The organism is Streptomyces hydrogenans (genome assembly GCF_014656075.1).
In the GTDB taxonomy this organism is placed as follows: Bacteria; Actinomycetota; Actinomycetes; order Streptomycetales; family Streptomycetaceae; genus Streptomyces; species Streptomyces hydrogenans.
Map to the genome: position 1 here is coordinate 1 of NZ_BNBS01000020.1, position 13,620 is coordinate 13,620.

The following is a 13,620-nucleotide window of genomic DNA, read 5'->3' on the forward strand; positions in this document are numbered from 1 at the left end:
GCCGCCGGGGCGTGCTGCGGCGCGGGCTCCGGGGACTCGGCGGCCCGGGCTGCTGGACCGGCTCCGGCGGTCGCTGCCCGGCCGGACGGGCGGAGGCGGCGGCTGGGGCGAGCGGCGCGACTGGGGCTGAGGCGGCTGCGGGTGCGCCGGTGGGGGCGGACGGTGACGATGGGGGCATGCTGCTGGCCCGTGTCGCGGAGGTCTCCCGTCAGGTCGCCGCCGCCCCGGCGCGGTCGCGGAAGATCGCGCTGCTCGCCGAACTGTTCGCGGAGGCCACGCCGGAGGAGAGCCCGCTCGTCATCGCCTACCTCTCCGGGCGGCTGCCCCAGGGGCGGATCGGAGTCGGCTGGAGCACGCTCAAGCGGGTGGTTCCGCCGGCCGTGCCCCCGGTCGTCGAACCGGCGCTGACACTGGCCGAGGTGGACGCCGCCCTGGACGCGCTCGCGGGCGTGGCGGGGCCCGGGGCCCAGGCGGAACGGGCGCGTAGGGTGGGGGAGTTGTTCGCCGCGGCCACCGTCGAGGAGCAGGAGCTGCTGGTGCGGCTGCTCTCCGGGGAGGTCCGTCAGGGGGCGCTCGACGCCGTCGCGCTGGAGGGAGTGGCGAAGGCCGCCGCCGTGCCCGCCGGCGACCTGCGGCGCGCCGTGATGCTGGAGGGAGCGCTGCCGCCGGTGGCACGGGCGGTGCTCGCGGAGGGGCCGTCCGCGCTCGACCGGTTCACCCTCCGGGTCGGCCGGCCGGTGCAGCCGATGCTCGCGCACACGGCCGGCTCCGTCACCGAGGCGGTGGAGGCGTTGGGACCCTGTGCGGTGGAGGAGAAGCTGGACGGCATCAGGATCCAGGTGCACCGCGAGGGGGAGCGGGTGCGGGTGCACACCCGCTCGCTCGACGACATCACGGCCCGGCTGCCGGAGGTCGTGGCCGTCGCCCTGGAGGCGCCGTCGGAGTCGTACATCCTCGACGGGGAGCTGATCGCCCTCGACCCCGACAGCGGCCGTCCGGCCGCCTTCCAGTCCATCGCCGGGCGGGTCGGCTCCCGGACCGACGTCGGCGGCGCCCGGGCGGCGCTCCCGCTCGCCCCCGTGTTCTTCGACGTCCTCGCCGCCGACGGCGAGGCCCTCGTCGACCGCCCTGGCCGGGAGCGGCACGCGGTCCTCGCCCGGCTGCTCCCGGCGGACCGCCGGGTGCGCCGCGTCGAGGTCACCGCGCCCGACGACCCCGCGCAGCGGTCCGCCGCGGAGCGGTTCTTCACCGAGACCCTGGCCCGGGGGCACGAAGGCGTCCTGGTGAAGGCGCTCGACGCGCCCTACGTGGCCGGCCGGCGCGGCCGCACCTGGCTCAAGGTGAAGCCCGTGCACACGGTCGACCTCGTCGTCCTCGCCGTCGAACGCGGCCACGGCCGCCGCACCGGCCACCTCTCCAACCTGCACCTCGGCGCCCGCACGGCGGACGGAGGCTTCGCGATGGTGGGGAAGACCTTCAAGGGGCTCACGGACCTTTGAGCACAGCATGGAAACAAGCGCATCATGGAAGAATGGACAAGTCGGGCATCTATGACATATATGCGCGAATCTCGATGGCCCCCGACGGGAGCCTTGAGAAGACCGACAGGCAGATCGGTGACGCCGAGGCGGAAGCGAAGCGGCGAGACATCACGGTGGGGCGGATCCTGCAAGATCCGAACAAGTCGGCGTGGCGGCGGAACGTGCGCCGCCCGGACTGGGAAGCGCTGATCGAGCGGTTCGAGGCCGGCATCACCGACGGCTGCATCGTCTGGAACGTCGACCGCCTGATGCGACAGCCGCGAGACCTTGAGCGCCTGATCGACATGGCCGAGTCTTCGCGAGGCTACGAGGTTATCTCCTGCTTCGGTTCCTACGACCTCACCAACCCCGATGACCGCTTCCGGCTTCGGATCGAAACCGCAGCAGCGGAGCGTGAAGTATCAGCCACCTCTCGCCGTCAGAAGCGGAAGATCGAAGCCAGTCGGAAGGCCGGGATTATGCCCGGCGGTCTCCGTCGCTTCGGGTTCCAGGGGAAGGGCGACCAGGCGGTGCCGGAAGAGCAGGTGCAGAGGGAGCGCGAGTACCTGGCACAGGCCGTTCACGATCACGTGCACGACGGCAAAACGTTCGCGCAGATACAGATCGAATGGCGAGAGGCAGGCCTGACCGGCTCGTACGGGCGAGAGTTCGACGGATTCGCGAACATAGGAAAGATCCTTACTCGCCCCATCAACGCTGGCTTGATCACGCACAAGGGTGTCGTTGTCGCTCGCCGTCCGGACCTGGCCATCGTCAGCGAAGAAGATCACGAGATGATCTGCGCGATGCGCGCTGGACGAAGCCGGGGGCCGCAACGGCGCCGCATGCTGACGAACATCGCTCAGTGCGAGCTGTGCGGGCAGGGTATGACGGGCACCCTCCTGTCTGCGGGCAACGGTCGGAACGCTGACGGTTCGCGGCGATCCTCGCCCGCCTACCGTTGTGACCGTCGCCAGGGATGCGGCCAGGTGTCCATCCTGGAGGCACCGCTCGTAGAGTTCATCGGCCGGTTCGTGATCGCCCGCCTCACTGACCCGGCCCACGCTGCCCGCATAGCGGAGGTGGAGGCCGGTATGCGCGAGACCGAGGCGGAGGTATCTCGACTGGAAGAGCTGGTGGAGCTGTTCGACCAGAAGTTGCTGCGAGGCGCCATGACTCTTGAGCGGTACGAGAAGGCGACAGCTTCCGTGGAGAGGAGGCTGCTGCAACTGCGTGAGGGGATGGAAGTCGTGCCCGCGTCGTCTCCCAGGGTCCCGCGTGCGGTTCAGGCGATCAAGAGCGCCTGGATCAACGGGTCGATAGACGTGCAGAGGGAAATGGTGCGATACGCGCTAGGCAGCCGCCGGCTGGTTGTCGGGAAGACCGACAAGCGCATCAGGAACGCCAGTTACTACGAGAGCCGGATTCACATCGTGTGACGCCAGGACGCGGGCGATACCCCTGACTTCGGAATCGGTCAAGGATGGCGCGTCTGCTGCCGCACGAATGCCAGCGGACCTAAGGGCTGCACGCTGTTCGTTCGTCATCTGAGCCCCCTCCTTTCATGCTGCGGGGGCCCTGCTTGTCGAGCGGGGACCCGAATAGGTCCCCGCTCGCAAGAGCAATATGGGATCGACGGCCATCGCGCTCGGGGCCTCGCGGCCCTTTCGTGGCAGCAACCTTCAGGTGCATCCCGCTTCACACTCTCCCCTTCGGGGAGGCGCCAGGCGGGGCGTCCGCTCGTCGACATTGTTGATCATTCGCGAGGAGCTTCATGCGTTGCCACCAGGGGGCGCACTGCTCCGCGCTGCCGGTTTTTTCTGTGGAACGCCTTGCGGCGTCCTCCTTGCGGAGGAGTGAGGGGCGGTGCCCTGTCGGTGGAGGCGAAACCCGGCTGTGTCGGGGGGTACTAACCGCCATTGGGGGTCCACATGTCCCAGAGCTTGAAGAGTCTTCCTGTCCGGTCTGTCCCGGTCTGTCCGACTTGCTCTTCGGGTAATCTTGCGCCTCTTTTGCCCAGTATGCAACCCCCCTCAAGAGAGAATTTCAAGATCTTCTTTACTGTCAGGTAACCATGCTCACTGATCAACTCGACAAGATCTTTTAACATCAGCACATCACCCTCAGGATGGGCAATTTGGCTGATCAGGAAGGGTTGCAAACCGGGCAAAGGGTTGACTCTCAGTTGCTTTCGGGCCACCGTTGGCGTGGTAGGCACTTGCGAAAAGTGCGGCGTCATGAGAGATGGCGCCCCGAACCCTAGGTACCTTTCCAGCGCTCGGGCCACATCCACAGGGCAGGCACGGTCCCGATGCGCCCCTCCGAAGGGGAAGGCCCCACCATGAAGCCTCAGAGACGGAAGAAGCGAGAAGATCAGGACTACTGGGGCGAGTGGCTGGCGCGCAGTATCGCCAACTCAGGCAAAAACCAAACCGAGTTGGCGACGTTCGCAGGCGTGAGTAATCCGCAGGTGACGAAGTGGAAGAGCGGCATGTTCCCGAGCGATGATGCCGCTCAGAAGATCGCAGACTTCTTCGAGGTCGACCGCCTCCGCCTGGCCGTCACGGCCGGCCGGGTCTCCGAGCAGATCGCCGGTGTCGAGCGACTCCCGCTCCCGGATGACTCCGCACAGAGGAAGGCGGAGCGCGACATAATCGAAAGCTTTGTCAATAAGAAGCTCACTAGGGAAAGGGATAAGGAGGTTCTACTCGCAGCATTGGAGGCATTGAAGGCAAGGGATACCATGGATGGGGCCACATCGGAGGAGACACTCGCTGAGGCATTGAAGCGCACGGAGCGAGCAGTGGAAGCCCTAGGGCAACTGCTGAATCCAGACAGGGAATCCGGCACATGACAACCGACAATGGCAATGGTGAGAGCGGCGACATACCGACAGGTCAGACCGACCGTCTGATCGCCCAGGCTGAGCGGCTGATCACGGCTATGGAGTCCATAGCCCAAGAGTCCGGGATCAGTATCAGCCGACTGGAGGGGCGGCAGCAGAGGCAGCACCGAATCGTCGTCGCCCTCAGCGCATGCTTCGCCCTCCTTCTGGCGGCGCTGGCAGCCATCATCATCATCGGCATAGCCATACGCGATCAGGCGCAGGATATCGAGCGCATACAGAGTGAGGTCACGGGCGAAGTCTTGTGTCCCCTGTATGAGCAGTTCATCAACGCCGACACACCCAAGGCCCGTCTGGCCGCCAAGGCAGCCGGCCAGGATCTGGAGGTCCGCGAACACGCTTTCCAGGTGATCCGTGAGGGATACCTGACCCTGGGATGCGAATCAGTCTCCGTCATCACTCCGAAGTGAGCAGCCATGGCAACCGACAACGGACGCCAGTGGAACACCCCCACGCCGCCCCCTCCCGTTCAATCGCCCGCCCAGCCGCGCAAGCCGCGCCGTGTCTTCCTGTGGGTCTTCCTCGCGATCCAGGTGATCTTCATCCTGTGGATCCTCTTCGGCGCTCAGTCCGGCGCCGGCACCCCGGATGACTGCGGCACCCTCAGTCGCGAGGCATGCAACGACGCCGAGAACGCCGGTACCGCCATTGGCATCGGCATCATCATCGCCCTGTGGGCAGCGGTCGACCTCATCCTCGGCATCACATATGCCATCTATCGCCTCTCCCGTCACAGGTGACCGCGGTTGTGCCCCATATAGGGCCGCAATAGGATCGAGTGAGACGCTCATACTCACCGGGGAAGGCGCGTATATGTCCATTCGAGTGGTGCAGGTCGACGAGTCACAGAAGGACGAGCCGGGGGTCGAGGAGGCCGTGACCACGATCGGTGGCCTCACCCTGACGACCTACGCCCGTCTGGAACGAGTGGACGACTACGACGAGAAGACGGTCGAGGACGTCGTCGAGATCCGAATGCTGATCCCGGTCGAGGACGAGGACGCCGACGAGGACAGCGGCAGCCCCTACATCTTCAACACCGCGGTCATCGACCTGGGACCCGCCTCCGTCAAGGCGTACCTCAAGGCCATCGCGCCCTTCGCCGACAAGGCCCGCCTGGTGACGGCGACCTCGAAGTCCCCGGCGCCGGCGGGCCGCACTTCCCGCGGCAGCAGCAGGGAACTGACCGAGTGGGGCCACCGAGCGAAGAAGTGGCTGCGCGGCGCCGGCCACGAGGTCAAGGACCGCGGCCAAGTCCCCCGCGCCCTCGAAGAGATCTACGTCAAGAACAACCCCGAAGACCCGAAGCCCGAGTAGGCGTCGCGGAGCATGCGCGGGCCCCCTTCGCCGGATCGGCGTAGGGGGCCCCTCCTGCTATGAAGCCTCCACCTCCGCCATCAGCAGCCGCAGGGTCAGCGAGTGCTTGTCGGGAGGGAGAGCGTTGAGGGCGGTGCGGGCGTATTTGACGCCGCCTGCTCGGTCACCCGACCGGGCCAGCATCAGTCCTCGATGCATTTCGAGGTGAGTGGCGAACCGGGGCAGTGAAGCTGGCAGCTCTCGGCGGGCTGCTTCCTGGGCTTCCACGGCTGTCCTTTCGTCTCCCAGGCGGGCGGCCAGCAGGGAGATGAACACGTTCATCCGCCACCAGGGCACCGCGTAGTCGGAAGTCTGCTCATGCGACCCCGCGGCATCGAAGATGCGCCTTCCGTCTTCGAGAAGGCGACGCGCCGTCGGGTGGTCGCCGCGTAGGACCGCGGTGTGTGCCTTGCCCATGATCGCGTTCAGGAGACCGAGGGACGGCTTCTCGCTGATCGCCATGGCCTGGTCTGCCAGCAGGTCAGCGACGCCGAGGGACGCTCCCTCGTACCCCAGTGCAATCGCAGCCCGTCCACGGACCCAGACGCGCGTCTGATCGTCACCCGATCGGTCGGCTGCTTCCGCTGCGAGCCGGTACCAGTTGACCGCACGACTGCCGTCGTTACCCGGGAACGTCTTGGCGTAGAGAGTCATGAGGCGGGCGCCCACTGACCAGAGTTGTGGCTGTTCGAGCTGCTGCTGCACGATGACGAGCTCGCCGGACACGCGACGCTGGATATCCGCCGCACCCAGGCTCATGTACTCGGTTCCGTAGTTCGCCAGCTTTGCCTCCCAGTCGTCGGTTGTTGGGCCGCCGCGCAGACGGGCACCGAAGCCGGCAGCCAGCAGATCCGACGCCACGACGGGGGCTATGGCCGTGCCGGCCACGTCAGACAAGAACGTGCGACGCTTCATTTCGCTCTCAAGGACGGCTAGGGGTACATCCAGGACGGCGGACAGACATCGAAGGTAGAAGCTTCCGGGCTCTACCTTCGAACGCTCCCAGCGGCTTACGTACTCCCGATCGATGTTTGTGCCGAACGCCTCGTTGATCTCGGTAGCGAGACGTCCCTGCGACCATCCTCGGGCCTTACGTAGGTCATGAATCAAGGCCCCAACGCTCATAGACCCATCTTGCCCCTAAGGCTGCCCCTACGCGGTCAACCTCTGCTGACCCGGATCAACTTGCCCCTAGAGATGCCCCTAGTGATGGAGCTGCGCTCTCGGGATGCTTCAGCCCTCAGTAGCGAAGACGCCACGAAGAGCGACTGGGTGCGTCGGGTTAAGCACAGCCGGCGAGGCCGTGAAGAGCCCTGGATACAGCCCCCTCCCTGACGGGCAGACGAGGAGAAGCGGGTGATGACTAGCGTGACGAACGGTGCAAGTCCGAGGAACGTGTTCGTGGACGAGGCGCGCATCATTCTCACCGACCTTCAGCACGTCGGCAGCATGAGGGTGGGAACGTCGACCCGAGCCGAGATTGACGACCAGGTCCGGATGATGATCCGGAATCTGTCCCGCCTGGTGACGTTCGTATGGGACAACAGGCCCGAGGTGCGCGCCCTGGTCGAGAAGGTGTACCTGCTGCTCGAACTTTCCCGCCGACCGAACGCGGGGTCCGCCACCCACTACGCGTTCAACTGGCTGCGCGACAGCGCGGTCATCGGGGCCAGACTCGCGAACCTGCACCGAGGCGGCCCGACGGAGCCGCCCGGCACGAGGGAAGAGTCGACCGAGGCGCACGGTGTCCGGATCGGCGACTTCTATCAGGTGCGCCCCGGGCTCTACTACCGGGTGGTGGATATGACGACGCCCAAGGTCGGGATCAAGACCCTGCGCTTCGGCAACGGGAGGACCGCAGTCGTGAGCGGGCTCGTCGACGTGTGGCGGCCCATCGAGCGACTGTCGTCCTCGCTCGACACCTTCGGGCCGCCGCCGTACGCGCCCGGCCGCTGATCCACAGGGTCACGCTGGCTCTGATGGTCGTCACAGTCGGCGCGGCAGGGGCGGCCCTCTACCTTCGTATCTCCTAGACCCCCAGGACCGCGGACGGAGAAGCCCATGAGGCGCCGCCGGTTGGCTGCCAGGTCTTCCCCCTGAACCGGCCGCGCCCCCGGGCCAGCCCCATCTGACCCGGCGGCGCGGCCCCCAAGCCTCCGCCCTTGCACCCGCAGGGGCGGTCTCACCAGAGAAGCAAAGGAGAGACAGGATGAGCGGCAAGCACGGCGGAGGAAGTGGCAGCGGGTCCGGCGGGAGCCAGCAGGACGACTCCAGCAGCGGCGCCAAGCACGGCGGGGGTGGCTCCGACGAGGGCGGCAACACCTCCGACGGCTCCGGCCCCACGAGCGGCAAGTAGGGCGCAGGTGGACAACGGCAAGAGGGAGGCGGGCCTGAAGGGGCTCGCCTCCGTCCTCCTCGAAAAAGGCACCATCGAATCCGATTGGCTGCCCGCGTTCAATGCCGTCCCGCGTGACGTCTTCCTGCCGACTCGGGTGTGGCCGGGCATCGCGGACGGTACCAAGCAGGCCGCTGCCATCGACCGCACCAACGACCCCGAGCGCTGGTTCGAGGCGGTGTACTCCGACATCCCCCTGACCACCCAGTGGGACGAAGGCCGACACTCCGGAGACGACGTCGGCATCACGCCGACCAGCTCCAACTCCTTGCCGACGATGGTCTTCACGATGCTGAAAGACCTGGACGTCCAGCTCGGGCACCAGGTCATGGAGATCGGAACCGGTACCGGATGGAACGCGGGCCTGCTCGCCCACCGCGTCGGGGCGACCAACGTGACCACCATCGAGTACGACCCCGACGTGGCCCGGGACGGGGCGGCGAACCTGCTCGCTCTCGGAATCCAGCCGAACCTCGTCGTGGGCGATGGTCGGCGCGGCCACCCCCGGCCGCGGCCCTACGACCGTGTGATCGCTACCTGTTCCGTCGGGAGCGTCCCGTACGAATGGGTCGAGCAGACCCGGGCCGGCGGCGTCATCGTGGCCCCGTGGGGCCCCACCTATGGCGGGGAAGGGGTCGTGCGCCTCACGGTCCGGGAGAGCGGAGTGGCTGAAGGGCGCTTCACCCGCAGCAGCGCTTTCATGCGGATGCGACAGCAGCGTCCGGACCGCCCGCCCCACCACCTCTACCTCCGAGGCGAACCGTGGCCCGCGGGTGGGGTGATGAGCAAGACGTCCCTGTCGCCGGCGAGGGTCGGAGGGTGGATCGAGCAGTTCGCCGTCGGCGTCCTGGTCGCGGGAGCGTTCTGGCGCACCGAGCGGTACCAGGACGGCTCGTACACGCTCTGGGTCTACAGCCTGGACACGAAGTCGTGGGCCTCCGCCGACTACGAGCCCGGAGCGGACGACTTCGAGATCGTTCAGGCCGGGCCCCGGCGACTCTGGGACGAGATCGAGAGCGCGTACGACTGGTGGCAGGAGCACGGCACGCCGGGCTTCGACCGCTTCGGCCTGACGGTGGGGAAGACCGGCCAGACGGTCTGGCTGGACACCCCGGACCGACTCGTGGCGTTGATCCCGCACCACTGAACAGCGCGCCGGCCGTCCCGGAGGGTGGGGACTCCGGGACGGCCTCCCATACCGAGCCCCTACAGGAGGGGGAAGTCCATGTCCCACCCCGTCTCCCCGAACACGGTCCTCGCCAACGCCCTGACGCACGCCGAGGACGTCTTAGCACCGCGCATCCTGAGCTGCCCGCCCGAGCGGATCGTCCTCGTGGTCGGAACCCAGATAAACGGCGCCCCGCACCTGGGCACCTCCCTGGTGCAGACCCTGGCCTTCGCCATGGCGGCCCGACTGGGCGACCGCTTCGGCTACCCCACCGAGGTGCTGTTCAGCGCTCTCGACAACGCCCCGTACGAGCTGGCGCACGACCTGCTCACCGGCAGCGTGTACCAGCGTGCCTACGCGCAGGTGCTCGGTGAGCCGGCCCTGCGCGATCTCGTGGACGCCCTGTACCAGCCGCTCTTCACCGCCCTGTCCCGGCGGCTCGGGATCCCGCACCGCATCGAGACGTACACGCAGCAGCAGGCGAGCGAACGCTACCGCCGCACCTGGCTCCGGCTTCTGCCTCGCATCGACGCCACCCGCTGGTGGCTGGACCCCTCCACCGGCACCCCGCACCTCCGCGTCCCCTGCCCTCAGGCCGACTGCGGCTGGGCCGAGAAGCATGCCGAGCGGACCCGTGCCCGCCTCGTCTCCACCGACGAGGCGGAAGTCACCGCGGTCTGCATGAACCACGGTCCGTACGCGGTCACCATCACGCCGACCTCTGGCGGCTACCTCGACCTGGCCACCCTGTACCGGAACCTCGTCAAGGAGCTGAGCCTGGCCGAGGACCAGGGGGCGCTCTACGTCATGGTGAAGGGCGGCGACTGGGTCTTCGGCTCCCAGCTCGTCGACGAGGCACTCCGGGCCGCGGGCCTCACCGGAGGGCAGTCGCCGGCCCGCCTGTTCTGCCCGCAGATCGTGACCGACACCGGCGCCAAGCTGTCGAAATCCCTGATCCGCGAGCGCGGCGCCACACTGCCCGATGGTGCCGCCCCCTGGATGCTCGACACCCGCCAGTGGCCTGGAAGCAGCACCGAGTACGCCGACCAGCTTCTGGGAATGACCGACATCCTCCTCTCCGACCCCCGACACTTCTTCCGTGCCTACTCGGCGGCTGAAGTTGGGCGCCTGATGACCGAACCGACTACCAGGAGCGTTCCAGTCCCATGAGTGACAGCACCACGGCCGATGTCTACGAGCTGCACCTCTACCCGAACTACTTCGGGCTCGTCGCGGCCGGCGAGAAGACCATCGAGGTCCGGGTCAAGTACCCGCACCTTGCGAACCTTGCCAAGGGCGACACGATCCGATTCGGGGTCAAGGGCACGGACAGGACGTGCGACGTGTCGGTGCTCCGAGTCACCGAGTACTCGAACTTCGAGGCCCTCCTCGACGGTGAGGGCTCGGCGAACGTGAACCCGACCGCCAGCCGAGAGCAGCAGCTCGCCAACATCCGGGCGATTTACCCGCCCGAGAAGGAAGCTCTGGGCGTCCTCGCGATCAAGATCGAGCTACTCAGCACGGGCCTCGTGTGAGGAAGCGGCACGACGCACGGTCCAAGGGCTGACCCGACCTGACAGATCAGCCTTCTCAGGCACCGGATGTCTGGCTGTCATGCCTTCAAGTCTCTTACTCTGAGCGAATGTTGAGAGCCCGTGCAATCCTGGGCGTGGTCGCGGCCATGCTGACCCTGTTCACCCTTCCGGCAGCCTCGGCTTCTGCCAGCACCGCCGGCGCGCAAACCGGAATGAGTACGGCCGTTGTCGAGTACAAGGGAGGCGCAACCACTCTGGCCGCCCTTGAGGAGGAGATCGGCGAGACCCACTGCCACGACGGGAAGGGCGCTGGTGAACTGACCTGCTTCGCGACCGCGCGCGAGGCTGAGATCGACCTGCTTGCCATGGGCGGCTTCTCCACCGAGGCCGCGAAGGCCACCGCGAGCAAGTGGGGGGTCTCCCTCCCCAAGCAGACCCGGGTGGCCGCTGCGGCGGCGGCGGCCGGCACGTGCCACCCCTGGGTCACCGTCCGTTACTACGACGGTGACAACGGCACCGGTTCGTCGGTCAACCTCTACTGCGACTACACGAACCTTGGCAGCGTCGGCTGGGACAACCGCGTAAATTCCCTCGCTTGCATGGTCTGCTCGGCGGTCACCAACCCCATGAAGACGATGCAGAGCTTCCAGGGCTACAGCTACAGCATGCTGATGCAGCAGACGATGGCCATGGATCTCCACAATGCGCACACGAGGAACGTGATCTCATCGATGCGCCTCTTCTTCGGGTAAGAGCTGACAGCGACCGCGAGTGATGCCGTGCTACCTCGCGGCACGCCCAACGCGCCGCACCCACGCAAAGAATCCCGCCATCCTCCGGCTGGCCCTGCTATTCAGCGGGAGGGGGCCGGGGCATCTGTCGGCCAGGTGGTGCTCCTCGTGAGGGTCGCTGCGATGGTGGGGGCACGCCGTCTGGCTGTCTTCCGAAACAATCGCTCCACCACACCGCGCCTTCAGGCAAATGCAGTCCACCGGAGCTGTCCGGAGGCCGGGTGGTGCCGAGTGGTACTCCTCCACGAGGTCTCCCAAGTCACGTTCTCAGTACTTTAGTTTCAGATGCTACTGAGGTTGAACTCGTGGTGTCAGCTGTGTTGAGGCGCCCCTTGGATTGAACCAGGGGGCGCTTCCATACGTCGGAACATATCTCAAACCACCGGCGGGGCAGGCGGCTGGGGAGGCTGTGCCTGCCCGGCGGCGTTCATCGTCCTCCGCATCGCCACGGAGACCGCGTTCATGTCGTACTCGTCGCTGCGACGCAGGACGAAGACCTTCACCAGAGCCAGGAGACTGGGACCGCACAGAAGGATCGACAGCCACCACTGGTCCTTGGCCACGAATACGCCAGCGCCGAGCATTGCGACGGCGACGGTGCTTCCAGCAATGAGGCTGGCCATGTACCGCTTATGCTCGCGTCGTTCTCGGGCAGCCTGAACTTCCTGCTGGGCAGTCTCCTGCTGCATCTTCAGCCGGAACATGCGCTCCTTGTGCTCACGTTGAAGTTGAGGCTCCAACCCCTTGAGCGCAACTTCCAACTGCGCGGCATCAAGGGTGGCGCCCCACTTTGCCGCGATCTGCAAGCCGGCCGAGATGATGGGGTCCTGGCCAGGCGTCTGGGGAGCGGGGAGGGTCCCCTGGTCCTCCGTGGTCACTGCTGGGCCCCTCCACCGCCGTTAGAGGCGGGCGCGTAGTCAACTTCGGTCGGCTCGGGCGGAGGCCCGAGACGGATGAACATCATGGCTAGTGCGTGATCGATGGACCCTTCTGAGGAGCTGGCAACATTTGCCAGTTCCGCTCTCGATAGCTCGGGCCCGGAACTGGCATGCATGCCTTCAAAGATTTTCCCTGCCTGCCCAAGGTAGGAGGGGTGGTAAATGTAAGGGTGCGTGCCGCGGAAGCGGAAGATCGATTTGGCCAACCTCAGGGCGATTCGATCGCGACGACTGAACCAGTCGGGTGAAAACTGAAACGCTTGGGCCGACTCGTGATCCATTCCCTCGGGGTGGGAAGAGGGAAGGAGTGAAAGCCACCCCTCAAACTTGGCGCGATCGGCTGGTTCCAACTTGCCGATAAAGTCATCCCAGTTTGCCGGGAGTTGCTGTTCTTGGGTCGAGCCGTGAATCGTCTTCTCCGGGTGAGGAGAAGAGAGGACGGAAAGCCACTCTGCAAACTTAGCGCGATCGGCCGGTTCCAACTTGTCCATGATCTCGACCCAATTTGCCGGCAGGTCCCGCTTCTGGGTCGATTCGCGATCCAGGCTTTCTGTATGGGGATACAGGTGGCCGTTATTGAAATAGCGAAGACGGGATACGCTCGAATTGAATCCAGTCTCTAGGCCAGGATATTGCATGTGAAACGTGGTGCCGCCGACCATTTGATTTGCATTTCCCTGGGCGCTGGTGATGCCGCCGGACGCGGTTGCAGGATGCGGGACCACGGCAGCGTCATGCTCTGGCGCCGCTTGGGCGCAGCGACTACCGAAGGGGCGGCCCACGATCATCACGCCTGCGTTCGCCGCGATGGCGCGACACAACCGGTCTAGCCGGCTACGTATACCCACAGTCACCCCCTCCCGTTGGCTGACTCGACGGTACCGGATGCCCCTTGATGTCAACAGAGACGATCCGGCCGTTGGGTGGCTACCACGACGGCAACCCCCGCTCTGAGCAGCAGGTTTGTGCTGCCGCGTGGCGCGCGGCTACGGTGTTCCCAAGTCAGATAGCC

At 66.3% G+C, this 13,620-nt stretch carries 16 protein-coding genes; 12 read left to right on the top strand and 4 right to left on the bottom strand.

Going from position 1 to position 13,620, the window contains the following annotated elements:
- Positions 1-176 precede the first annotated feature (176 nt).
- Positions 177-1,499 (top strand): ATP-dependent DNA ligase, encoded by a 1,323-nt coding sequence (locus tag IE321_RS11230; RefSeq protein WP_226652503.1) that lies wholly within the window; start codon positions 177-179, stop codon positions 1,497-1,499.
- Between the two features lie 32 nt (positions 1,500-1,531).
- Positions 1,532-2,959, top strand: coding sequence for a recombinase family protein (locus tag IE321_RS11235; protein WP_190222691.1), 1,428 nt, complete (start codon positions 1,532-1,534; stop codon positions 2,957-2,959).
- A 470-nt stretch (positions 2,960-3,429) separates the two neighbouring features.
- On the opposite strand, the gene IE321_RS11240 is transcribed toward IE321_RS11235, so the two are convergent.
- Positions 3,430-3,720 carry a hypothetical protein gene (locus IE321_RS11240; RefSeq protein WP_190222692.1) on the bottom strand — a complete coding sequence of 97 codons (291 nt, stop codon included), beginning with the start codon at positions 3,718-3,720 and terminating at the stop codon, positions 3,430-3,432.
- Between the two features lie 141 nt (positions 3,721-3,861).
- Between IE321_RS11240 and IE321_RS11245 the strand changes: the two genes are divergently transcribed.
- From IE321_RS11245 to IE321_RS11260, 4 genes are all read left to right on the top strand, one after another.
- Positions 3,862-4,374, top strand: a complete 513-nt coding sequence (locus IE321_RS11245; RefSeq protein ID WP_190222693.1) for a helix-turn-helix domain-containing protein — start codon at positions 3,862-3,864, stop codon at positions 4,372-4,374.
- On the top strand, positions 4,371-4,835 hold the full coding sequence (locus tag IE321_RS11250; protein ID WP_190222694.1) for a hypothetical protein: 465 nt from the start codon (positions 4,371-4,373) through the stop codon (positions 4,833-4,835). The genes IE321_RS11245 and IE321_RS11250 overlap by 4 nt, the downstream gene beginning before the upstream one ends.
- Positions 4,836-4,841: 6 nt before the next feature.
- Positions 4,842-5,165, top strand: coding sequence for a hypothetical protein (locus IE321_RS11255; protein WP_190222695.1), 324 nt, complete (start codon positions 4,842-4,844; stop codon positions 5,163-5,165).
- 73 nt (positions 5,166-5,238) lie between these two features.
- On the top strand, positions 5,239-5,742 hold the full coding sequence (locus tag IE321_RS11260; protein ID WP_190222696.1) for an Lsr2 family protein: 504 nt from the start codon (positions 5,239-5,241) through the stop codon (positions 5,740-5,742).
- Positions 5,743-5,799: 57 nt separating this feature from the next.
- Here IE321_RS11260 and IE321_RS11265 read toward each other — a convergent pair whose 3' ends face one another.
- The gene (locus IE321_RS11265; RefSeq protein ID WP_190222697.1) at positions 5,800-6,906 is read right to left on the bottom strand and encodes a helix-turn-helix domain-containing protein; all 1,107 of its coding nucleotides are present in this window, start codon (positions 6,904-6,906) and stop codon (positions 5,800-5,802) included.
- Positions 6,907-7,182: 276 nt separating this feature from the next.
- On the opposite strand from IE321_RS11265, the gene IE321_RS11270 reads away from it, so the two are divergent.
- From IE321_RS11270 to IE321_RS11295, 6 genes are all read left to right on the top strand, one after another.
- Complete coding sequence (locus IE321_RS11270; protein ID WP_190222698.1) at positions 7,183-7,737, top strand: hypothetical protein; 555 nt, start codon at positions 7,183-7,185, stop codon at positions 7,735-7,737.
- 253 nt (positions 7,738-7,990) lie between these two features.
- Complete coding sequence (locus IE321_RS11275; RefSeq protein WP_190222699.1) at positions 7,991-8,137, top strand: hypothetical protein; 147 nt, start codon at positions 7,991-7,993, stop codon at positions 8,135-8,137.
- 7 nt (positions 8,138-8,144) lie between these two features.
- Positions 8,145-9,323, top strand: a complete 1,179-nt coding sequence (locus tag IE321_RS11280; protein WP_190222700.1) for a methyltransferase domain-containing protein — start codon at positions 8,145-8,147, stop codon at positions 9,321-9,323.
- 78 nt (positions 9,324-9,401) lie between these two features.
- A complete protein-coding gene (locus IE321_RS11285; RefSeq protein WP_190222701.1) occupies positions 9,402-10,514 on the top strand; it encodes a hypothetical protein in 1,113 nt (370 codons plus the stop codon).
- A complete protein-coding gene (locus IE321_RS11290; RefSeq protein ID WP_190222702.1) occupies positions 10,511-10,879 on the top strand; it encodes an ASCH domain-containing protein in 369 nt (122 codons plus the stop codon). The genes IE321_RS11285 and IE321_RS11290 overlap by 4 nt, the downstream gene beginning before the upstream one ends.
- Positions 10,880-11,013: 134 nt before the next feature.
- Positions 11,014-11,631: a hypothetical protein gene (locus IE321_RS11295; RefSeq protein ID WP_190222703.1), complete on the top strand. Its 618-nt coding sequence runs from the start codon at positions 11,014-11,016 to the stop codon at positions 11,629-11,631.
- A 413-nt stretch (positions 11,632-12,044) separates the two neighbouring features.
- On the opposite strand, the gene IE321_RS11300 is transcribed toward IE321_RS11295, so the two are convergent.
- Entirely contained in the window at positions 12,045-12,548 is a 504-nt protein-coding gene (locus IE321_RS11300) for a TMEM14 family protein (RefSeq protein ID WP_190222704.1), read from the bottom strand.
- The gene (locus IE321_RS11305) at positions 12,545-13,456 is read right to left on the bottom strand and encodes a hypothetical protein (RefSeq protein ID WP_190222705.1); all 912 of its coding nucleotides are present in this window, start codon (positions 13,454-13,456) and stop codon (positions 12,545-12,547) included. Before IE321_RS11305 ends, IE321_RS11300 begins: the two co-directional genes overlap by 4 nt.
- Positions 13,457-13,620: the final 164 nt, after the last annotated feature.